The organism is Roseateles sp. FW305-36, from assembly GCF_058787015.1.
In genome coordinates this window covers 1-21773 of record NZ_JBYSZK010000022.1, presented here as the reverse complement: position 1 = coordinate 21773, position 21773 = coordinate 1, and the positions used below count along the sequence as shown (strand labels likewise).

Annotated in this window: 18 protein-coding genes; 12 read left to right on the top strand and 6 right to left on the bottom strand. The window is 68.9% G+C overall.

All coding sequences use genetic code 11. The annotated features are described in order from the left end of the window. Positions 1-31 precede the first annotated feature (31 nt). From AC3WOE_RS28325 to AC3WOE_RS28310, 4 genes are read right to left on the bottom strand one after another with little or no spacing between them, the layout of a single operon-like run. Positions 32-1120 (bottom strand): glycoside hydrolase 5 family protein, encoded by a 1089-nt coding sequence (locus AC3WOE_RS28325; RefSeq protein ID WP_492695439.1) that lies wholly within the window; start codon positions 1118-1120, stop codon positions 32-34. Beyond that, a complete protein-coding gene (locus AC3WOE_RS28320; protein WP_492695437.1) occupies positions 1117-2103 on the bottom strand; it encodes an aldose epimerase family protein in 987 nt (328 codons plus the stop codon). Before AC3WOE_RS28320 ends, AC3WOE_RS28325 begins: the two co-directional genes overlap by 4 nt. Beyond that, complete coding sequence (galK, locus tag AC3WOE_RS28315) at positions 2100-3269, bottom strand: galactokinase (RefSeq protein WP_492695435.1); 1170 nt, start codon at positions 3267-3269, stop codon at positions 2100-2102. Before galK ends, AC3WOE_RS28320 begins: the two co-directional genes overlap by 4 nt. Then, positions 3266-4342 carry a UDP-glucose--hexose-1-phosphate uridylyltransferase gene (locus tag AC3WOE_RS28310; protein ID WP_492695434.1) on the bottom strand — a complete coding sequence of 359 codons (1077 nt, stop codon included), beginning with the start codon at positions 4340-4342 and terminating at the stop codon, positions 3266-3268. The genes galK and AC3WOE_RS28310 overlap by 4 nt, the downstream gene beginning before the upstream one ends. A gap of 153 nt (positions 4343-4495) precedes the next feature. Between AC3WOE_RS28310 and AC3WOE_RS28305 the strand changes: the two genes are divergently transcribed. Beyond that, the gene (locus AC3WOE_RS28305; RefSeq protein WP_492695433.1) at positions 4496-5458 is read left to right on the top strand and encodes an ArsR/SmtB family transcription factor; all 963 of its coding nucleotides are present in this window, start codon (positions 4496-4498) and stop codon (positions 5456-5458) included. 178 nt (positions 5459-5636) lie between these two features. On the opposite strand, the gene galE is transcribed toward AC3WOE_RS28305, so the two are convergent. Further along, positions 5637-6656, bottom strand: a complete 1020-nt coding sequence (gene galE / locus AC3WOE_RS28300) for a UDP-glucose 4-epimerase GalE (protein ID WP_492695432.1) — start codon at positions 6654-6656, stop codon at positions 5637-5639. Positions 6657-6776: 120 nt separating this feature from the next. Here galE and AC3WOE_RS28295 point away from each other — a divergent pair, with 120 nt between their 5' ends. Then, positions 6777-7835: a glycoside hydrolase family 43 protein gene (locus AC3WOE_RS28295; RefSeq protein ID WP_492695430.1), complete on the top strand. Its 1059-nt coding sequence runs from the start codon at positions 6777-6779 to the stop codon at positions 7833-7835. Positions 7836-7932: 97 nt separating this feature from the next. Continuing rightward, the gene (locus AC3WOE_RS28290; protein ID WP_492695428.1) at positions 7933-9186 is read left to right on the top strand and encodes a sialidase family protein; all 1254 of its coding nucleotides are present in this window, start codon (positions 7933-7935) and stop codon (positions 9184-9186) included. A gap of 6 nt (positions 9187-9192) precedes the next feature. Here AC3WOE_RS28290 and AC3WOE_RS28285 read toward each other — a convergent pair whose 3' ends face one another. Continuing rightward, on the bottom strand, positions 9193-11874 hold the full coding sequence (locus tag AC3WOE_RS28285; RefSeq protein WP_492695426.1) for a TonB-dependent receptor: 2682 nt from the start codon (positions 11872-11874) through the stop codon (positions 9193-9195). A 241-nt stretch (positions 11875-12115) separates the two neighbouring features. On the opposite strand from AC3WOE_RS28285, the gene AC3WOE_RS28280 reads away from it, so the two are divergent. From AC3WOE_RS28280 to AC3WOE_RS28240, 9 genes are all read left to right on the top strand, one after another. Beyond that, a complete protein-coding gene (locus AC3WOE_RS28280) occupies positions 12116-13342 on the top strand; it encodes a cyanophycinase (protein WP_492695424.1) in 1227 nt (408 codons plus the stop codon). 1 nt (position 13343) lies between these two features. Next, entirely contained in the window at positions 13344-14462 is a 1119-nt protein-coding gene (locus tag AC3WOE_RS28275) for a succinylglutamate desuccinylase/aspartoacylase family protein (protein ID WP_492695423.1), read from the top strand. Next, positions 14459-15850 carry a YfcC family protein gene (locus AC3WOE_RS28270; protein ID WP_492695420.1) on the top strand — a complete coding sequence of 464 codons (1392 nt, stop codon included), beginning with the start codon at positions 14459-14461 and terminating at the stop codon, positions 15848-15850. The genes AC3WOE_RS28275 and AC3WOE_RS28270 overlap by 4 nt, the downstream gene beginning before the upstream one ends. Before the next feature lie 4 nt (positions 15851-15854). Beyond that, positions 15855-16841, top strand: coding sequence for a GlxA family transcriptional regulator (locus AC3WOE_RS28265; RefSeq protein WP_492695418.1), 987 nt, complete (start codon positions 15855-15857; stop codon positions 16839-16841). Next, positions 16838-17851: an arginine N-succinyltransferase gene (locus AC3WOE_RS28260; protein ID WP_492695416.1), complete on the top strand. Its 1014-nt coding sequence runs from the start codon at positions 16838-16840 to the stop codon at positions 17849-17851. The genes AC3WOE_RS28265 and AC3WOE_RS28260 overlap by 4 nt, the downstream gene beginning before the upstream one ends. Further along, positions 17848-18411 (top strand): arginine N-succinyltransferase, encoded by a 564-nt coding sequence (locus AC3WOE_RS28255; protein WP_492695414.1) that lies wholly within the window; start codon positions 17848-17850, stop codon positions 18409-18411. Before AC3WOE_RS28260 ends, AC3WOE_RS28255 begins: the two co-directional genes overlap by 4 nt. Before the next feature lie 161 nt (positions 18412-18572). Then, a complete protein-coding gene (locus AC3WOE_RS28250; RefSeq protein WP_492695410.1) occupies positions 18573-19937 on the top strand; it encodes a cyanophycinase in 1365 nt (454 codons plus the stop codon). A gap of 37 nt (positions 19938-19974) precedes the next feature. Beyond that, positions 19975-21048, top strand: coding sequence for a substrate-binding domain-containing protein (locus AC3WOE_RS28245; protein WP_492695408.1), 1074 nt, complete (start codon positions 19975-19977; stop codon positions 21046-21048). Positions 21049-21329: 281 nt separating this feature from the next. After that, positions 21330-21701: a hypothetical protein gene (locus tag AC3WOE_RS28240; protein ID WP_492695406.1), complete on the top strand. Its 372-nt coding sequence runs from the start codon at positions 21330-21332 to the stop codon at positions 21699-21701. The last annotated feature ends 72 nt before the right edge of the window (positions 21702-21773 follow it).

The following is a 21773-nucleotide window of genomic DNA, read 5'->3' as shown; positions in this document are numbered from 1 at the left end:
ACGTTCGTTGCGTCGCCTCTGGTGTCAATGCTCAGCGTGCGCGGGGAGCGCCATATTGCCGTAGCAGCTCCGCTTCTCGCTGTCGGTAAGGCGTGCCGTCGGTGTGCAGCACGTCGTGGAACCACACCAGCGGCGGGTGGATGGTGTAGGGGCGCTGCCAGGAGTCCCAGGGCATCTTGGTCTGGCTCTTGCCGTCCACAAACCCCCAGTTGATCATGCCGATGTCCTCGCGGGCGGCGATGGGCAGGGCAATGTCGAAGGTCGAGCCCAGGCTGCGCGCCATGTATTCGGTGCAGATCAGCGGCCGGCCATAGCTCTGCAGCTGCTTGATGCGGGCCTCGAACTTCTCGGGCCAGTTGTAGTCGTGGAAGCTGACCACGTCGGAGCATTCGAGCTGGGCCTTCTGCACCGCGTTCAGCTCGGGCGAATCCGGGCCCCAGTTGTCGCCCAGCCAGAGGCCGCTGGTCAGCGGCTGGATGGGGTTCTGCGCACGAGCCCAGGCAAAGGCCTGCGGGATCATCTCGGCGACCAGGGCGATCTTGTTCTTGGCCTCGCGCGGCAGGTAGTAGCCCATGCCGCCGCCCTGGTTGTCGGGCTCGTTCCAGATGTCCCAGTAGGTGATGCGCTTGTCCTGGCCGAAAGTCTTGACGATGTCCTCGACATAGGCGCGCAGCTGGGGCCAGGTCGAGCGGTCGGCCAACTGGGCGGCCGAGGGGCTCTGCACCCAGCCGGAGTTGTGCACGCCGGGGATGGGCTCGCGCTGGGGGCCGAGCTTGGGCTCGGGATCCCAGCAGGAGTCGAACAGCACGAACATCGTGAAGATGCCATGGCGCTCGGCGATGTCCAGGTACTGGGCAATGCGCTGCTTGAAGCCGCCGGCGTCCTGCGACCACAGCAGGTCGTGCAGGAAGACGCGCATGGTGTTCATGCCCAGCCCCCTGGCCCAGCCGAGTTCGAGGTCAATGCGCTCGGGGTCGAAGGTCTCGGCCTGCCACATGGCCAGCTGGTTGATGGCCGAGGCGGGCACGAAGTTGGCGCCCAGGGCCCAGGGCTGGGCCTTGAACCAGGCATGGGCCTGCTCGGGCGTCCAGCGGGCGGGAGAGGAAGTCGGGTTGCTCATGATCGGGGGGCCGGGGTGAAACGATAGATCAGCGTTTGACGGTAGATGTCGCCGGGGCGCAGTACGGCATCAGGCTGCGGCCACTCGGGGTGGTGGGGGCTGTCGGGCAGGGCTTGCGGCTCGAGAGCCAGGCCGGCGTGGGCGGCGTAGGTCCGCCCCTCGCGGTCGGGGGTGCGGGGCAGGAACTCGCCGGCATAGAACTGCAGGCCGGGGGCGGTGCTGTGCAGCTCGAGGGTCAGGGCCTCGTCGCTGGATTGCAGCGTCGCATTGCCGCCCAGCCAGCAGTGGTCGTGGCAGGCCGGCATGGCGCCCTTCAGTGCATCCAGGGCTTCACCGATGCGGCGCGGCATGCGGAAGTCGAAGGGCGTGCCGGCGACGGCGGCCTGCTCGCCGGTCGGGATCAGGTCCGTGCGGACCGGCAGGTAGCGGTCGGCTTCGATCTGCAGGCTGTGGTTGCGGATGTCGGCCGCATCGCCGTCGAGATTGAAGTAGGCATGACTCGTCAGGTTGCACAGCGTTGGTGCCGTCGTCGTGGCCTCCAGCGTCACGCTGACGGTCAGCGGCGCCTCGACGCGGTAGATGGCGCGCACGCTCAACTCGCCCGGGAAGCCCTGGTCGCCCTCCGGCGAGCACAGCGCGAGTTCCAGGCGGTCTTCGGCGTGCGAGACCACCTCCCAGAGCTTGCGATGGAATCCGCCCGCGCCGCCATGCAGTTGATGCTCGCCTTCGTTGGCTTCGAGTTGGATGCGCCGGCCGTCCAGCTCGAAGCCGGCGTAGGCTATGCGGTTGGCGTAGCGGCCGACGACGGCGCCGAGATAGCCGGGCTGGGTCAGGTAGTCGGCCGGCGCCTGGTAGCCGAGCAGCACTTCGCGCTGAGCGCCGTTGACCGGCACTCGGCAGGACATCCAGGCCGCGCCGGCATTCGTCACGGCGATGCTCAGGCCGTCGGCCGCCTTCAGCGTGAACACGTCCAGCACCGTCATGTCAGCACCCCGGCGCCGCCCGAGGCCGAACAGACGTGCACCTCGGCCTCGCGGCCGTCGGGCGAGCGATAGCCCGCGGCCACCGCGGCACGGACTTCTTCCACGGCGTCCTGGGGCGCCAGTGCAATGACGCAGCCGCCGAAGCCGCCGCCGGTCATGCGCGCGCCACCAGCGTCGCCGATGACGTCCTGCACCAGGGCCGCCAGCGCATCGATGGCCGGCACGGTGATCTCGAAGTCGTCGCGCATGGACCAGTGCGACTCGCGCATCAGGCGCCCGATCTCGCGCAGGTCGCCTCGCGCCATCGCGCCGGCCATCAGTTCGCAGCGCCGGCTGTCGCTGATGATGTGGCGGGCGCGGCGGCGCACGACGAGGTCCAGCTCGCCACCCCGGTGCGACCACAGCGAGTCGCTCACGTCGCGCAGGGCCTTCACACCCAGGCCGGCCGCAGCGGCTTCGCATTGCTGGCGGCGCAGGTTGTATTCGCTGTCCACCAGGCCGCGCTGGATCTTGGAGTCGATGACCAGCACCGCCGTGCCCGCCGGCAACGGGATGGGCCTCACATCCAGGCTGCGGCAGTCCAGCAGCAGGGCGTGCCCCGCCACACTGAGGGACGAGGACATCTGGTCCAGCACACCGCACTGGCAGCCGGCGTAGGTGTTCTCGGCCTTCTGCCCGGCCAGCGCCATGGCCTTGGGCGCAAGCTGCCAGCCATTCAGCGCGGCCAGCGCCTGGCCGACGGCCATCTCCAGCGAGGCCGACGAACTCAGGCCCGCGCCCTGGGGCACGTTGCCGGCGATGGCGAGCTGGGCGCCGCCGATGGGCAGTCCCTGTACCTTCAGCACGGCGACCATGCCTTGCACATAGCGCAGCCACTGCGGGCTGCCCTCCACGCGGGCGGCATCGCCGACGCTGAAGCGGCCCGTCGCGCCCTTCATGTCGCAGGCCAGCACCTCGATGACGTCGTCATCGCGCGGCGCCGCGGCCACGACGGTGTCGCGGTCGATGGCGCAGGGCATGGCGAAGCCCTCGTTGTAGTCGGTGTGCTCGCCGATGAGGTTGACACGGGCCGGTGCACGGCTGAGATGCTGCGGCGCCCCACCGTAGGCGCGAGTGAATCCATCCACCGCGCGCTGGCGCGGCATTGCCTGGGGTGTCGTGGTCATGCCGCCCTCGCCTGCCGCCGGTAGTGCACCGTGTCGCTGACTTCGCGCAGCCGCTGGGCGGCCGCCTCGGGCGTCAGGTCGCGCTGGGCCTCGCCCAGCATCTCGAAGCCCACCATGAACTTGCGCACCGTCGCCGAACGCAGCAGCGGCGGATAGAAGTGGGCATGCAGCTGCCAGTGGCGCAGGGACTCATCGTCCGCACGGCCGGCTTCATGCGGCGCGCCATGCCAACCCATCGAGTAGGGGAAGCTGGTGCGGAAGAGGTTGTCATAGCGCGTCGTCAGGCGGCGCACGGCAACGGCCAGGTCGTCGGCCTGCACGGCGCTCAGCGATTCGAGTCGCAGCGTGCGAGCCTTGGGCAGCAGCAGGGACTCGAAAGGCCAGGCCGCCCAGAAGGGCACGACGGCCAGCCAGTGTTCGGTCTCGACGACGACACGCTCCTGGGCCGCCAGTTCCTCGCGGGCATAGCGCACCAGCAGGGGCTCGCCTTGGCCGGCGAGGAAGGCCCGTTGATGCGCGTCTTCCTGCTCGGCCTCGTCGGGCAGGCGGTCCAGGCCCCAGACCTGGCCATGCGGATGCGGGTTGGAGCAGCCCATGGCCGCGCCCTTGTTCTCGAAGACCTGCACCCAGCGATGACGGCGGCCCATGTCGGCCGACTGCTCCATCCAGGCTTGCACGACGGCGCGCAGCGCGGCGGAGTCCAGTTCGGGCAGGGTCTTGGAATGATCGGGCGAGAAGCACAGCACGCGGCATTCGCCGGCGACGGGCTCGGTCCGCATCAGGCCGCCGACTGTCGCCATGGCCTGCGCCTCGCCGTCGGCCGGCTGCAGGGCAGCGAAATCGTTGCCGAAGACGAAGGTGCTGCGGTAGTCCGGGTTGCGCTGGCCGTTGGCGCGGGTGCTGCCGGCGCAGAGATAGCAGCTCGGGTCATGGGTCGGCAGGGGCGTGTCGTCGACGGCCTCCTGGGCGCCCTGCCAGGGGCGCTGCGTGCGGTGCGGCGAGACGAGGACATGCCGGCCCGTCAGGGGGTTCAGCCGGCGGTGCACGCGCTCACTGGGATCTCTGGAACTCATGCCGCCATTATCGCCAGTTTATTTGTTAATAACGAATCAGTCTTTACCCTAATGAGCCCGCTTTTCCCCAGGGAAAGCGCGCTGAGCGGCGCGCGAGGGGCCGCATAAACTCGCAACTTCTTTGGGTCCAAAGCGGGAAGCGAGGCGAGAACGATGGAGGTTGCAGGCAGCCGAATCCTGATGGTGGAGGGCGACGCCGCCCTGGCCGTGGCCAAGGCTCTGGCCTCGGACACCCGCCAGGCCATGCTGGGCATGCTGACCCACCAGGTGCTGAACGTGTCCGAACTGGCCTCGGCCATGGACCTGCCGCACTCGACCGTCAGCTTCAACATCAACCAGCTGCAGGCCGTGGGCCTGGTGTCGGTGGAAGTGGAGCCCGGCACGCGCGGCCAGCAGAAGCTCTGTTCCAAGCGCTACGACGAAGTGCGGCTGCGCCTGCCGGGTGCGGCGGTGGAGAGCAAGCCCAACGTCATCTCCATCAACATGCCCATCGGCAGCTACCGGCATGTGGAGGCCAAGCCCACCTGCGGCCTGGTCAGCGAGACCAAGATCATCGGCATGCTGGACGACCCGCGCTCCTTCTTCGAGCCCGAGCACGTCTATGCCCAGCTGCTGTGGTTCGGCGGCGATGGCTATGTCGAATACGCCTTCCCCAACAACCTGCCCTACGGCGCCGTGCCGAGTCACCTCGAGCTGTCGATGGAGATCTGCTCCGAGGCGCCGCAGTTCAACGAGGACTGGCCGTCGGACATCACGCTGTGGATCAACGACGTCGAGATCGGCACCTGGACCAGCCCCGGCGACTACGGCGGCGTGGCCTCGCTGCTGATGCCGTCCTGGTGGCAGACCGACCGCACGACGCACGGCCTGCTCAAGCAATGGAGCGTCGGTCCCAAGTCGTCCATGATCGACGGCGTCGAATTGAGCGCCGTTGGCATCGAGCAGCTGACCCTGCCGCAGACCAACCACATCAAGGTGCGCCTGGGCGTCAAGCCCGATGCCCGCAACCGCGGCGGCATGAACCTCTTCGGCCGCAAGTTCGGCAACTACCCGCAGGACATCGTGATGCGGGTGACGTTCGACTTCCCGCGCGGCACGGGCCCCGGAGCCACCTGAACGGTTGAAACCCCTCGCCCAGTCTCGCCCCGCTGAACGCGGGCGAGCCCGGTCGGTCCCCGAGGGGACGGCGATGCTGGCGGCATCGAGCCGCAAGCACATCGCCAGAGCGGGCCGGCTAGGGAGCGGCCCGTCGCTCGGCCCGCATCCATGCACTACGGCCGCGGGCTGCAAGCTTTCAGGAAACAACGTCGTAGCCGTTCGGGTTCTGCGACTGCCAGCGCCAGCTGTCGACGCACATCTGCTCAAGACTCAGCTTCGCCTGCCAGCCCAGGGTGGACTGCGCACGTGCCGGGTCGGCCCAGCTCTGCGCCACGTCGCCGCCGCGGCGCGGCACGAATTCATGGGCCAGCTCGCGGCCGCACGCACCCTCGTAGGCGCGCAGCACTTCCAGCACCGAGTTGCCCCGGCCCGTGCCGAGGTTGAAGACATGCCAGCCCGGCCGGCCATGCACATGACCCAGCGCCGCGAGGTGGCCGGCGGCCAGGTCCTGCACATGGATGTAGTCGCGCACGCCGGTGCCGTCGACGGTCGGGTAGTCGCGCCCGAACACCTGCAAGGACGAACGCCGGCCGACAGCGACCTGGGCGATGAAGGGCATCAGGTTGTTGGGAATGCCCTGCGGATCCTCGCCCAGCTGGCCGCTGGGATGGGCGCCCACGGGGTTGAAGTAGCGCAGCGCGCACAGCGACCAGCGCGGGTCGGCCGCGGCCAGGTCCTGCAGGATCTCCTCGACCATCAGCTTGCTGCGGCCATAGGGATTGGTCGTGCCGGTCGGCGCGTCCTCGCGCAGCGGCATGGTCTCGGCCAGGCCATAGACCGTGGCCGACGAACTGAACACCAGGGTGCGAACGCCGGTGGCGCGCATGGCGGCGAGCAGGCTGAGACTCCCCTGCACGTTGTTGTCGAAATATTCGAGCGGCTTCTTCACCGACTCGCCCACGGCCTTGAGCCCGGCGAAATGCATGACGGCCTCGATGCCGTGCTCCCACATCAGGCGGCGCAGCAGCTCGGTGTCGCGCACATCGCCCTCGCGGAAGACCGGGCGGCGCCCGGCCAGCCGGGCCATGCGCTCCAGCACGGCCGGCTTGGCATTGCTGAAGTTGTCCAGCACCAGCACGTCGTGACCGGCCTCCAGCAATTGCAGGGTCGTGATGCTGCCGATATAGCCGGCCCCGCCGGTCACAAGCACGCGCATGTCATCTCCAAATCCGTGTTTGCCCCATTATTAACCAATTTACTTGTTATAAACAAGAAAGACGAATAGCATCGCGTCGCCTCGAGGGCCAACCTGCCCGCGAGCGAGGAGACAACAGCCATGAACAACGACGACAAGCCCGGCTTGCCGCTGCAGCGCCGGGGCCTGCTGGGCTTGGCCGCAGCCGCCGGCCTGGGCCTGCCAGGAGCCGCGATGACCGCGCCGCAAGCCGATACCTTCACCAATCCCGTGCTGCCCGGCGTCGAGGCCGGCGACCCCTTCGTGGTCTGGCATGAGGGCCGCTACTACCTGACCGCCACCTTCGACCCCGAAGGCGGGCTGTGGGTCTACAGCTCAGCCAAGTTGAGCGACTGGCGTCAGGCCGAACGCCGCAAGGTCTGGACGCCCGAGCCCGGTGGTCCACGCAGCAAGATGATCTGGGCGCCCGAACTGCACCACCTCGATGGCCGCTGGTACCTCTACTTCACGGCCGCCGACGGCATCGACGCCAACCACCGCCACTACGTGCTCGAGGCCGAGCATCCGATGGGGCCCTTCGTCGACCGCGGCCGCGTCCATGCCGAGCATGAGCGCTATGCCATCGACGGCTCGGTGCTGCGCCTGGCGGACGGCCGCCTGTTCTGGATGTATGCCGACGACGGCCTGTGGATCGCGCCCATGAGCGGCCCGACCCGCGCCAGCGGCCCCGGCGTGCGCATCGTCCGCGGCGAGCACGACTGGGAGCGAGGTTGGCACAAGGTGGACGGCCGCTGGCAGCCGCAAAGCGCCAACTACTGGATCGAGGCGCCACAGGCCCTGCAACGCGATGGCCGCGACTTCGTCGTCTACTCGGCCGGCCACACCGCCGCCGTCTATTACCTCGGCCTGCTGGAGCTGACGGGCAAGGACCCGCTCGACCCCAAGAGCTGGACCAAGTCGCCCCAGCCCCTGTTCGGCCCGACGGACAGGGTCTTCGCGCCCGGACACAACAGCTTCACGCGCTCGCCCGACGGCAAGGAAGACTGGCTGGTCTATCACGCCAAGGACCAGGACGCCGGCGACGCGAGTGGCCGCACGATGCGCATCCAGCGCTTTGGCTGGGCGGCCGATGGCAAACCCGAGTTCGGCCCGGCGATAGCCAGCGGCGTACCTCAGCGCAAGCCCTCGGGCGAAGCCTAGGACCCACCCCACTCATGCATGCCCGCCGCAGCGCCCGCTGCGCCGCGGTGGGCCGAACTCATCCCTGCACAACTGGAGCGCAACAATGTCCCTCCTCATGAAGCTCTGGCAAAAACTCGCCATCACCGCCGCGCTGCTGCCGGCTTTGTTGCTGGCCGCTGCCTGCACGAGTTGCGGCGGCGGTGGCGGCGCTTCGTCGTCCACCCCGGCACCCACCACGCCGACACCGCCCACGCCGATCCATACAGGCACCCTGCTCAACGGCGAAGACGCGGCCTTCTATCCGCGCGCCATCCGCCTGGCCCACCAGGCCGACGCCTCGCTGAACGGTACCGTCATCGCCAGCACCATCGCCTTCAACGGCGGCCAGGGCCAGGGCCGCATCTTCATCAGCCGCGACGACGGCGCCAGCTTCACACTGCAGGGCTCGGTGAGCGACGCGGCCTGGCCCAAGGGCCTGTGCTGCGGATCGATCTACGAGCTGCCCTCGGCTGTCGGTGCCCTGCCCGCCGGCACCCTGGTCTGGTCGGCCTCCATCGGCCAGGACACGACCGGCACGCCGATGAAGCACCCGATCTACCGCAGCACCGATGCCGGCAAGACCTGGGCCTCGATGAACGCCAACTGCGGCGTCGGGCTCAAGGCCCGCGGCGGCGACGGCACCGGCATCTGGGAGCCCGAGCTCTTCGTCGCCAAGGGCGGCCAGCTGGTCTGCATGTATTCCGACGAGACCGAACCGGGTCAGTCGCAGGTGCTGAAGATCACCAGCACGGCCGACGGCATCACCTGGACGGCGCCACGCCTGCTGGTCGGCGGCGACAAGTCCAGCGACCGCCCCGGCATGGCCGTCACCAGCAAGCTGGGCGATGGCAGCTATCTGATGAGCTACGAGTTCTGCAGCACGGCCGGCCTGGACTGCCGCGTCTATCTGAAGCGCTCGGCCGACGGTCTGGACTGGGGCTCGCCCACCGACAAGGGCTTCGAACCCAAGACGGCCACCGGCCTGTGGTTCCGCCATGCGCCCACGCATGTCTGGCTGCCGGCGCAAAAGCGCATTGCCCTGATCGGCCAGATCCTCAACACCAGCGCCGGCAGCGTGGACGCTTCCGGCAACGGCGGCACCGTCTTCATCAGCGCCACGGCCGACGGCAGCGGCACGTGGACGACCATGGCCGCACCGGTCGTGCCCGTGCCGCCGCCGACCCAGACCAACTGGTGCCAGAACTACTCCACGCCGCTGTTGCCCACGGCCGACGGCAAGCAACTGCTGATGCTGGCCAGCGACTTCGAGACGGTCAACGGCGCCCAGGTCTGCCGCACGCGTTTTGCGCGCGGCGTCCTGCCTTCCTGAGTCCGCTCAGCGCAGCTGGTAGCTCAGGTTGACGAACCAGCTGCGGCCGCGCGGGTCGGTGTAGGTCGGGTCGAAGGTCGACAGGAAGTAGTAGGACTGGTTGCTGAACGGCGGCGCCGTGTTCAGCAGGTTCTGCACGCCGGCGCGCACACTGAACTGCTTGCTGAAGCGGTAGCTGGCGCTGGTATCCCACAGCGAATAGGCCTTGACCTTGCGCGGCGCGGTGTCGGGCAGGTAGCTGTCGTCGGTATAGCTGGAGAAGAAGCTGTTGCCGACCGTCAGCGACAGCGGGCCGAAGTCCCAGTCGCCCGACACGCGGTGGCGCCAGCGCTGGATGACCTGGTCCTGCAGGAAGCGACCGGCGTTCTCCAGGAAGCCCTCGGCCTGGCCGAACTGGCGCTTGTATTCGATGACATAGGTGCCGCTGAAGTTCAGGCCCACGCGGCCCATGTCGCTCGCGGCCGAACGCCAGCGCGCATCCAGGTCCAGGCCCGAGGCCTTGAGCCCGCCCTGGTTTTCCTTCTTCAGGATCAGCGTCGGGTAGTCGTCGGCCGGGTCGCGCTGGATGTAGCTCGCATAGCGCGTCGGGTTCTCCAGGATGATCTTGCCGGACAGGTCGCTGATGACGTCGGTCTTGGTGATGCGCCAGTAGTCCAGGCTGATCGTGCTGTCCTTGACCGGCTCGAAGACGATGCCGCCCGACATCTGCCGGCTCTTCTCGGGCTTGAGGTCGGGGTTGGCCACCTTCTGCGTCGGGTACTGGTCGAAGGCGTCGTAGACGCTGTCGTAGAGGAAGGCCGGGCTGGTGCCGTAGCTGGTCGGGCGGTAGAGCTCGCTGAAGCTCGGCGCGCGGAAGCCGGTGCCGGCGGAAGCGCGCAGCACGACGGCCTTGCTCGGCTGGTAGCGCAGGCCCAACTTGGGGTTCACGGAGCTGCCGACGTTCTCGTAATGGTCGGCACGCAGCGCGGCCTGGATCTCCAGGGTCTTGGTGACGGGCGCATTCAGCTCGGCATAGGCCGAGACGATGTTGCGGCCATAGCTGGTGGCGACCAGCGGCGGCGCCGTGACGGAGGAGTCGCGGTCGCCGCCGATGTTGTTGCCCACCAGCAGGGCCGAGGGCGTGAACTTCTGGGTCTCGCGACGCAGTTCGGCGCCCAGGGCCAGACCGAGGTCGCCGCCTTCCAGCTGGGCCAGGGTGCCGGTGATCTTGAAGTCCAGGCCCGAGGTCGCGCCCTCGCTGCGGCGGGCCACGTCGTCGATGCGCAGCGACTGGATCAACGACTGGCTGGATGCCGGCGACGGGCCGAAGGGGTTGATCTGGCCGGCCTTCACCGCGGCCAGCAGCTCGTTGAACTTGAAGTAGCCGTTGACATAGCGGTCCTTCACCTTGTTGACCGCGTAGCTGGCGCCGGCCGTGTAGTCCCAGTCGCCGAACAGCGTGCCCCTGGCGCCGACGACGACGCGGTTGGCATCGCTCTGCACTTCATTCGTGCGGTTGCCGAGTTCGGTGGCGCGGAAGCGCACCTCGAAGGTCCGCGAGTCATTGACGGGCTTGGGCAGGAAGGGGTTCACCGCGGCCCAGGTCACGCCGCTGAGCGTGGTCGGGTTGGGTGACAGCACATAGGTCGTCTCGGCACGGGCGAGCAGGGCTTCGGCAAACAGCTGGTGGCCGCCGCCGACGTCGACGATGCCGCGGGTCAGGAAGGAGGTCTTGTCGGCCTTGGGATAGATCTCGGTGTCCGCCATGTAGTCGTAGCCGCAGGCCTCGCTGCCGATCTGGGTCGGCGCATAGACCGAAGCCGGCGGGTTGCAGGCCGGCGCGAACAGGTTGACCGTGCGCTGGGTGTAGGGCTTGCCGTTGAAGGTGTAGCCGGCCGCGTTGATGGCGGCGAGCTGGGCCGCGCGCGTGGACGCCGTGCCCGACAGGCGGATGTTGCCGGGGTAGGGGCGGCTGGACAGGTAGTAGGGCACCGTGCTGACGAGCGGGCGCTCCTGGATGAATTCGCGCTGCGTGGAACGCAGCGCGTCCAGGCGCTGCACGTCCAGCGTCGCGAAGACGTTGTAGCCGTCCTTCGCCAGCTCGCCCACGCCGCCGCTGACGGTGAAAGTCTTCTTGCCCGCGCCGCCTTCCTGGGTGCCGGCGACGTAGGCATTGAGGTCCAGGCCGGTGTAGTCCTGGCGGGTGATGAAGTTGATGACGCCGCCGATGGCGTCGGTGCCGTAGATGGCCGAGGCGCCGTCCTTCAGCACCTCGACGCGTTGGATGGCACCGGCCGGGATGCTGTTCAGGTCCACGCCGGCGGCGTCGCCAGGCGAGGCGAAGTTGGCCAGGCGCCGCCCGTTCAGCAGTACCAGCGTGCTGCTCACGCCGATGCCGCGCAGATTGGCGCCGTTGAAGCCGCGCTGGCCGCCGGTGTTGTCGGTGATGGAGGCGCCGTCGCCCAGGTTGGCGGCGGCGGCGCTGATGTTCTTCAGCAGCTCGGCCGCCGTCGTCACGCCGGCCTTGGCGATGTCATCGCGCTTGATGGTCTGCACCGGCAGCGCCGTCTCGGCGTCCACGCGCTTGATGCTGGAGCCGGTGATCTCGACACGTTCGAGTTTCTGGTCTTGCTGTGCGTACGCAGGCAGCGCAATGACGCAGAGCAGGGCGGCATGCGCCAGCGGGTGCCGGGTGAAGGAGCGGGTCATGGAAAGGCCTCGTGATGAATGGGTGGGAGCGGATGCCATTCAGGTTAGGGAGGCGGTGCATGGCTTGCCTATGGGGTTTGGGCGCGGCGGTCGCTTGCACGCAAATGCGCGTCGCTTCTCGGCAAACGACACGAGCAAGCCCGCAACAGCGCTTGCATCCAAGCGACATGCACTTGCGTCCATGGTCCAGGCCGAGCCCAACCCGCTGGTCCGGCCTCGCCCCCGCTGACAAGATGGCCGCATGAGATTCCTGACCCGCTTCACCCTGGCCGCTCTGTGCTGCATCGGCACGGCCCATGCCGGCACGGCCATCGTCATCGGCGGTGCCCTGAAGACCGACAACGACACCGTCTGGCAACGCGTCGTCGAAGAGTCGGGGGGCGCCGGCGCGCGCATCGCCGTGTTCGCCACCGCCGCCGCCAATCCCGAACGCAGCGCCGACCTCATCGTCGCGGCGCTGAACCGCCACGGCGCCAAGGCCGAAGCCATTCCCGTCGCGCCGCGGCTGAAGGGCGTCGACCTTCAGGCCAGGCTCAACGACCCCCAGCTGATCGCCAAGGTCGCCGCGTCCAAGGGCGTCTTCTTCTCGGGCGGTTCCCAGGAATACATCGTCGACACCCTGCAGCCCAAGGGCGAGCCGACCCAGATGCTGAAGGCCATCCGCCAGGTCTTCGACGGTGGCGGCGTGGTAGCCGGCACCAGCGCGGGCGCGGCGATCATGAGCCGCATGATGTTCCGCGACGCCCAGGACAATCTGCAGATCCTCAAGGGCCAGTGGCGCGAGGGCCGCGAGTACGACCGCGGCCTGGGCTTCGTCGGCCCCGACCTCTTCGTCGACCAGCACTTCCTCAAGCGCGGGCGCATCGGCCGCATGCTGCCGGCCATGCGCGCCTTGGGCTACCAGCTCGGCCTGGGCGTGGAGGAGAACACGGCGGCCGTCGTCAAGGGCGGCGAGGTCGAGATCGTCGGTGCGCGCGGCGCCCTGCTGGTGGACCTGTCCGAGGCCAAGGCCGATGCCAGTCTGCCGGCCTTCAATCTGCGTGGCGCGCTGCTGAGCTATCTAGACCGCGGCGACCGGCACAACCTCCAGACCGGCGTCACGACACCCGCCGCCCACAAGCTGCGCGAGCCCAGGATCGACCCGGCCGCCAGCGACTACAAGCCCTATCTGCAGAACGACAACTACTTCCTCGACATGCTGGCCGACAACGCCATCGTCACCGCCATGGCCCAACTGCTGGACGGCCCGGCGCCCGAGGTGCGCGGCCTGGCCTATCGCGCCAAACCACGGCCCGGCGACCCAGCGCCGACGCTGGGCTTCGAGTTCCGCCTCTACAAAGGGTCGGGCCTGGTCGGCTGGTTCAGTGGCGCCCAGGGCGGTGAGGACTACACCGTGCTGAAGGCGCGGCTGGACGTCATGCCGGTGCGCATGGCTGCACCGTTGTTCACGCCCTTGGCTTCGAACTGACATGCGCAGCGTCTTCCACGAACTGCCGGCCGCCAGCGCTGGCACGCAGCGGCGTGTCCGCAGCCTGCATTTCGGCCACGGCGAGTCGGGCCGCAAGGCCTATCTCCATGCGGCCCTGCATGCCGACGAAGTGCCGCCGATGCTGGTCGCACAGTGCCTGATCGAGCGGCTGTCGGTCCTCGATGCGGCCGGCGCGATTGCCGGCGAGATCGTCCTGGTGCCCATGGCCAACCCCGTCGGCCTGGCCCAGGACATCCAGGGCACGGCCTTCGGTCGCTTCGACCTCGGTACGGGCGTCAACTTCAACCGCCAGTTCAGGCATCTGACGGCGGCGCTGATCCCGCTCGTCGAGCCGCTGCTCGGCGCCGACGTCACGACCAACACACTCACCATCCGCGCCGCCTGCCAGCAACTCCTGGCGGCCTGGCAGCCGATGAGCGAGGCCGAGGCCTTGAAACGCCTGCTGCAGACCCTCGCCATGGACGCCGACCTGGTGCTGGACCTGCACTGCGACAACCAGGCCGTCATGCATGTCTACACCGGCACGCCGCAGATCGAAGCCTTGCGCCCGCTGGCCGGCTTTCTTGGCGCCCAGGCCCTGCTGTTCAGCGAGGTGTCGGGCGACGATCCCTTCGACGAGTCCATCTCGCGCATCTGGTGGGAGCTGACCACGCACTTTGAAGGCCGCTTCCCCATCGCACCCAACGCCTGCCTGGCCGCCACCGTCGAGCTGCGCGGCGAGACCGACGTCACGCACGAGCTGGCCGAGCACGATGCCGATGCGCTGCTCGCGTATCTGCGCCACCTCGGCCACGTCGACGGCCTGGCGCCACCACCGCCACCGGGATGCGAGCCCACACCGCTGGAAGGCGTGGAGCCCATCACCGCGCCCACCAGTGGCATCGTCGTCTTCAACAAGGCCCCCGGCGACTGGGTCGAGGCGGGCGAGCTGGTCGCCGAGCTCATCGACCCACTGACCGACGCGCGTACGCCGCTGCACGCCCGCGCCAGCGGCCGCTGCTTCGCCCGCAGCGCGCGGCGCTTCGCCACGCGCGGCATGCGGCTGGCCAAGATTGCCGGCGCCACGCCTTATCGCAGCGGCAAGCTGCTCAGCCCATGAAGCTGCGCCTGCCCAACACCTATGTGCTGCTGTTCGCGCTGCTGGTGCTGATCGCGGCCGCCACCTGGGTCGTTCCCGGCGGGCGCTTCCAGACCGAGACGGTCAACGGCAAGACGCTGATCGTCGCCGGCAGCTTCCACCTCATCGAAGCCAAGCCGCAAGGCATCGCGGCGCTGCTGACGGCACCCATCAAGGGCTTTGTCGAGGCAGCGCTGATCATCGGCTTCGTCCTCATCGTCGGCGGCGCCTTCGCGGTACTGCAGAAGACCGAGGCCATCGATGCGCTGATCAAGTCCGTCGCCCGCGCCCACAGCCGCTCGGCCCTGGTGCGCGTGGCCGTCATCCCGGTCTTCGTCACGCTGTTCTCGCTGGGCGGCGCCAGCTTCGGCATGGCGGAAGAAGCCATCCCCTTCGTGCTGATCTTCATTCCGCTCGCGCTGGCGTTGAAACTGGACACGCTGACGGGTGTGGCCATTCCCTTCGTCGGCTCGCAGGTGGGCTTTGCCACGGCCTTCCTGAATCCCTTCAACGTCGGCGTGGCGCAGGGCATCGCCGGCGTGCCGATGTTCTCGGGCCTGGGCTACCGCGCCCTGTGCTGGGTCGTTGCGACGACGGTCACCATCGCCTTTTTGATGGGGTGGGCGGCGCGCATCAGGCGTGACCCGACGCTGAGCCCGACCTATGCGGTGGACCAGGAGCGCCGCAAGACGCTGGATCTCGCGAGCTTCGAGGCCTTCACCGGCATGAGCGGCCGCCACCGCACGGTGCTGTGGCTGTTCGCCGGCACGCTGCTGGTCATGATCTGCGGCGTCGTCCGATTCGGCTGGTACATCGAGGAGATCGCTGCCCTCTTCCTCGTCATGGCCGTGGCCGTCGGCGTTGTCGCCCGGCTGTCGGCAGACGAGTTCATGGCGGCCTTCCTGCACGGCGCACGCGACCTCGTCGGCACGGCCCTGGTCATCGCCCTGGCCAAGGGCACCGTCATCCTGATGCGCGAGGGCCAGATCATCGACACGCTGCTGAATTCGCTGGCGCCGCTGGTGGCGTCCAGCACGCCGGTGCTGGCGGCGCAGAAGATGTTCGCCATCCAGTCGGTCATCAACTTCTTCATCCACTCCGGCACCGGCCAGGCCGCGCTGACCATGCCCATCATGGCGCCGCTGGCCGATCTCGTCGGCGTCACACGCCAGACCGCCGTGCTGGCCTTTCAGTTCGGCGAGCTGACCACGCCCATCATCCCGACCTCGGGCATCACCGTCGGCGTGCTGGCCCTGGCCCGCGTGCCCTTCGGCCAGTGGGTGCGCTGGATGCTGCCGCTGCAGGGTCTCTACCTCGCCATGGCCCTGGCCCTGCTGGCCTTTCCTGCGCTCACGGGCTGGGTACAGTGAGCGCATGACGCCACCCGTCCGCCGCATCGGCCTGCTGCTGGAGCCGGGTTTCCCGCTGCTCGCGCTGGCCGCCGTCGTGGACAGCCTGCAGGCGGCCAACGAGCTGCAGGATGAGGTCGTCTATCGCGTCGAGGCGTTGTCGATGGCCGGCGGCGCCATCGCAGCACAAGGCGGCGTGTTGTTGCAGACGAGTACCGCGGCGGCGCCCGCCGACTGGCATGCCGTCTTCGTCATCGTGGCCGAACCGCCACCGCCGAACGAACCCACGCTCGCCCTGCTGCGGCGCTGGGCGGCCGATGGTGTCGTGCTCGGTGGTCTCGCCGCCGGCGCCGCCTGGCTGGCCGCCGCCGACCTGCTCGACGGCCAGCGTGCCTGCGCCGACTGGCCGCTGCTGGACGGCCTCGCCGATGCCCACGCCAACGTCGCCTGGGCCCAGGGGTTGTGGGACATCAATGCCGCCGGCGACCGGCTGAGCGCCGCCGGCACCGCGGCCATGGACCTGTGCTGCGCCTGGCTGGCCGCCCGGCATGGCGAACGCCTCGGCCCCGAGCTGATGCAGGCCCTGGGCTTGACGGGCCTGCGCCCGCGCGACGAGCGCCAGCGCGGCGGCTACAGCGAGCAGCGCGGCGCCGGCAGCCCCAAGCTGGCCGAGGCCCTGGCGCTGATGGAAGCCAACCTCGGCGAGCCGCTGCCGACCGAGGAAGTCGCCACCTTGGTGGGCGTGTCGCGCCGCCAGCTGGAGCGCCTGTTCAAGCAGCACCTCGACACCCTGCCCTCGCGCCACTACCTGGAGCTGCGCCTGGCGCGCGCCCGCCGGCTGCTGCAGCAGAGCTCGCAATCCATCCTGCAGATCGGCCTCTCCTGCGGCTTTTCGTCCGGTCCGCATTTCTCCAACGCCTACCGCGCCCACTTCGGCCGCACGCCGCGCGACGAACGCAGCCAGCGCGCCCAGGCCTGGCGCGCCGAACCCTCTTCCGGAGACCGCCCATGAACACCCTGCTGCTGCGCCCCGTGGCGGCGGCCGACCTGCCCGACCTCGTGCGCATGGCCGCGGCCAGCGCCGACGGCATCAGCTCGCTGCCCAATGACGAGGCCAAGCTGCGCGCGCGCATCGCTGCCTCGCTGCAGTCCTTCGCCAGCCCCGACGACGCCAGCGGCGAGGAGACCTATCTCTTCGTGCTGGAAGACGCCGGGCGCATCGTGGGTTGCTCCGGCATTGCCGCCAGCGCCGGCTTCTTCGACCGCTTCTACAGCTACCGCAACGAGTTCGTCGTGCACGCCAGCACGGCGCTCGGCGTGTCGCAGCGCATGCACACCCTGCACCTCTGCCACGACCTGACCGGCACCACGCTGCTGACGTCCTTCTACCTGGAGCCCGACTACGAGCAGGGACCGGCCGCCCAGCTGCTGTCGCGCGCGCGCCTGCTCTTCATCCGCGACAACGCGGCGCGCTTCTCCGAGCGCATCGCAGCCGAAAGCCCCGGCATCACCGACGCCGCCGGCCAGAGCCCCTTCTGGGACGCCGTCGGCCGGCGCTTCTTCGGCATGGCCTACCCCGAGGCCGAGGCCATCATCGGCGGCCGCAGCCGCGCCTGCATCGCCGACCTGATGCCGCCTTCGCCCATCTACGTGGCCCTGCTGCCCGAGGCCGCGCAGTGGGCCCTGGGCCAGCTGCATCCGGTGGGCGAACTGCCCTTTTCCATCCTGCAGGACGAGGGCTTCGACGCCGACACCTATGTCGACATCTTCGACGGCGGACCGACGGTGGAGGCGCCGCTGGCGTCGCTGCGCAGCGTGAGGCTGGCGCGGGATGTGATCGTTCAGGACGACCGCCAAGGTCCGAGCGAATGGGCGCTCGTCGCTTGCACGGAGCGGGCGCGCTTTCGCGCCGTGCTGGCCGAAGTCGGCCACGACGTGGACGCGGCCACCGCGGCGCGCGTGGGGGCACAGCCGGGTGAACGGCTTCTCGTGACGCCGCTGCAGACGGAGGTGGCCGAATGAGTCCCCTGCTCATCCCCAGAATCGGCCTGCAGCTGCCGCGCTACCACTTCCGCCTCGGGCGCGTCGTGCATGCGGCCGCCGAGCTGGACCTGTTCCGTGTGCAGACAACATTGCTGCTCGGCAACGACCACACGGGCGCGGCCGAGCTGACGCAACTGGAACCCACGCCAGAGTTGCCGCAGCTCATCGCCGCCGCCCAGCAGCAGCTGCGCGAGCGGCCGGCGGACTTCGGCGACACCCTGGTCTGCGAGCTCCCCGGCTGGCGCGATGCGCAAGGCCGTTCGCCCTTCTGGCAGGCCCTGGGCGCACGCTTCTACCCCGGCGACCCGGCCGAAGCAGAAGCTCGCCTGGGTCCCGACTGGCGCAGCCATCTCGCGGCCCTGCTGCCGCGCCAGACGGTCTATCTGTCCTTCCTCGGCGATGCTGCGGAACGCCACGTGCTGGACGTGCCCGACACGCACAAGCCGGTGCTCGCAGCATTGAAGGCAGCAGGCTTCCAGCCGCCGGTGCACGCACGCATCGACGATGGCGGCCCGGTGCTGACCTGGCGGGCTTCCTAAGGGGCCACCCGCCCGGGACATTCCCGAGGCCGGCACAGCGACGCAAGTCGGCGTCGCCCCGCTGCAAGTCACTACCTTTCGCCGACACGGCCCCGTCACTACCGTGCACTCCAGGGTCCGAGGCCGCCATTCCGGCGCCACCCTCCTCCTCTGGAGTGCACATGAAGAAGACATCAGTCGTTGGCATCGTGTTGTGCGGCTTGCTTGCCGCAGCCTCCCTGCCGGCTGCGGCCGGCAAACTCTTCCTCTCCGGTGGCGCCTATGAAGACGCCAACACCGACCTCTTCGTCAACGGCCTGCGCAAGGCCACCGGGCGCGACTCGGGCTTCACGCCCAACATCAGCAGCACCAGCAACTGCGGCACGAACTGGAACACCACGGCCTGCCCGCGCATCGCCGTCATCACGGCCGCCAAGGACAGCTACGCCACCGGCCTGGATGCCTTCAACAACGACATCCCGGCCAGCGGCTCCACGCCGCTGAAGCGCGGCTACTACAACCTCTTCCAGACCCACGGCTTCAGCCCGAAGTTCATCACCGCCCACATCGACAACTACGGCGTGCACACCAGCGCCAGCACGCCCGAGGGCCAGGCCAATATCGCCATCCTCAACCAGGCCGACGCGGTGTGGTTCGTCGGCGGCGACCAGGCCAAGATCATCCGCACCCTGCTGACCGACAGCGGCGCCGACACGGCCCTGGCCGCCGCGCTGCGCAGCCGCTGGAGCAATGGCGGCGGCAGCATCGTCATCGCGGGCGACTCGGCCGGCAACCACGCGCTGAACGTCAACATGCATGCGGCCGGTGTCAGCTACGGCTATCTCTACTACGGTGCCGACCTGCCGGCCACGCCCGTCACCGGCTGGCAGACGCTCGGCGACACGCGCGACGGCCTGACGGCCCTGCGCTATCTCGAGAACGGTGCGACCATGAAGGCCCTGGGCTATCTGCCGGCGGGCATCCTCAGTGACACGCATTTCGACAGCCGTTCCGGTCGCCTCGGGCGCCTGGCCGCGGCCCTGCGCGACCTGGGCGTGGCCCAGGGCTTTGGCGTGGACGAAAACACCGGCGTGGTCGTCGACACCTCGGCGCAGACGGCCACGGTCTATGGCGCCAACAAGTTGCTCATCGTCGACACGGCCGGCGCGAGCGTGCAGACCGGCAGCTACTACAAGGTCAACGGGCTGCGCGTCAGCCTGCTGACGCCGGGCGACAAGTACAACTGGTCGAGCAAGGTCGTGACCAGCAGCAAGAGCGCCATCGGCACCGCCTACTACTACGGCAGTGCCTACAACTCGGCCGACATCTTCGCGGCGCTCGAAACGTCCAAATCCCTCAGTCGCACCGTCGACCAGACGCCGACGGTCAACGTGGGCATGGCGCCGGTGCCGGTCTACAGCAGTGGCCCCAGCTACCCAAGCGGTTCACCCGTCATCCATCTGCGCTTCACGCGGGATGCAACGAGCAAGGGCTACTACGGCAGCGGCAAATACACGGTGGACAAGGTCAAGGTGGACATCTACTGATCACCCCAACGGGGCCGCGGCGCGGTAGGCTGCGCGAATGACGCCCATTCGTGTCAGCTCGACAGCCCAAGTCCCGTCACGCCGGCTGCGCCGCTCGGTCCTCGGCGCGCTGGCCGCCTTGTCCGCTGGCGTCGCCCTGGCCCAGAACGACTCGACGACCGGACCACCGCGGCGCGTCGTCTTCCTCGCCCAGGACTTCCGCAACGGCGGCATCACCACCGTCTACCGCGGCTTCGAGCAGGCCTGCCAGGAGCTGGGCTGGAGCTTGAGCATCGTCAACGGCAAGGGCGACAAGGCGATCATCCGCAAGCTGTTCGACGAAGCCTTGGCGGCGGGTGTCGATGGCATCGTGCTGGGCGGCTTCGACGAGAGCGACATCGCCGACCGGCTGGCCGGGGCATCTCGCGCCCTGCCCGCGCTGGTGGGATGGCATGCATCGGCGCGCCTCGGGACAACGCCTCATCTGTTCGCCAACGTCAGCACCGACCCCAATGCCGTCGCCGACATGGCCGCGGCCCTGGTGGACCCGCCGGCCGGCAGCCAGGCCGGCGTCGTCATCTTCAACGACAGCCGCTTCGACATCGCCAACGCAAAAACGCTGCGCATGCGTGAGGCCCTGTCGCGCTGCGCGCGCTGCGAGCTGCTGGCCGTCGAGGACCTGCCCATCTCCAACGCCGCCAAGGCCATGCCGGCGGCGCTGGAGAAGCTGCAGCAGCGCTTCGGCAAACGCTGGACCCATGTGCTGGCCATCAACGACGTCTACATGGACTCCATGCACTTCCCGCTGCAGGCCCTGGGCCGCGCCGACATCGTCGGCATCGCTGCCGGCGACGGCTCGCGCTCGGCGCTGAGCCGCATCCGCTCCGGTCGCTCGCAGCAGCTGGCCACCATCGCCGAACCCACCGGCCTGCAGGGCTGGCAACTGGCCGACGAGCTGAAGCGGGCCTTCTCCAAGCAAGCGCCCAGCGGCCGCGTCGCCCGCCCCATCGCGGTCACGACGGAGCTGCTGCGCCAGCTCGGACAGCTGGAAGTCGACGACCTGCTGCCCTACCGCGTCGAGTATCGCCAGCAGTGGTCGATCATGCCGCCCAGCGCGTCGAAGGCCCCCTAGGCCCCTGCCGGCCGACCGATCTGTAAGCAGCTCGACGTCCTACAGCCGGGCGACGTGCCACAGGCCATCGTTCAGGGGCGCTCACGGTTGAGCAGTGCAGGCCCTGGCATGAGGACTCCCTTTCGACTGACCGTGCCGAACTGGTTCGGCAACCTCGACCCTGAAGCGTTCAGGGCGTACGCGGTGCCGCTGCCGTTGTGGCGCCGTGCGCGTGAACATCGACCGACGACAGGCCGGCCGATGCCGGGCGCGCAGCCTCCCCATGCCAGGCCGGCACGCGCATGAGCGGCTTCTGGATCTCGACGCCCTTCTCGCAGCAGCCGCGCATCGTGCTCGTGCGCTGGCGGGCCTGGGAGGTGCAGGTGCCGAGCTACGACGCGCCGACCTGGCATCTCGTCGGCTATCTCGAAGACCAGCACTGCGCCAAGGTCTCCTCGGCGGTGGCCTTCGTGCACATCGACACCGAAGAAGTCACCACCAAGACGGGCCGCACCTATGCGCTCAAGGGGCCCGCCAGCATCGACGCCGATGCCGCCCATCTCTGGGACATCTGGCGGCAGCGGCATGGTGCCGTCGTGCTGCGCGAGGTCACGACGGACATCCTCGATGGCCACCAGCCCATGGCCGTCAACCTGGTCCAGCCGGCGGGCTAGCTGTGAAGGTTCAATAGGTTGTTGCGGGTGTTCACCCGGCGAGGTTTTGAGAGACTGGAAATCGCCAAACCC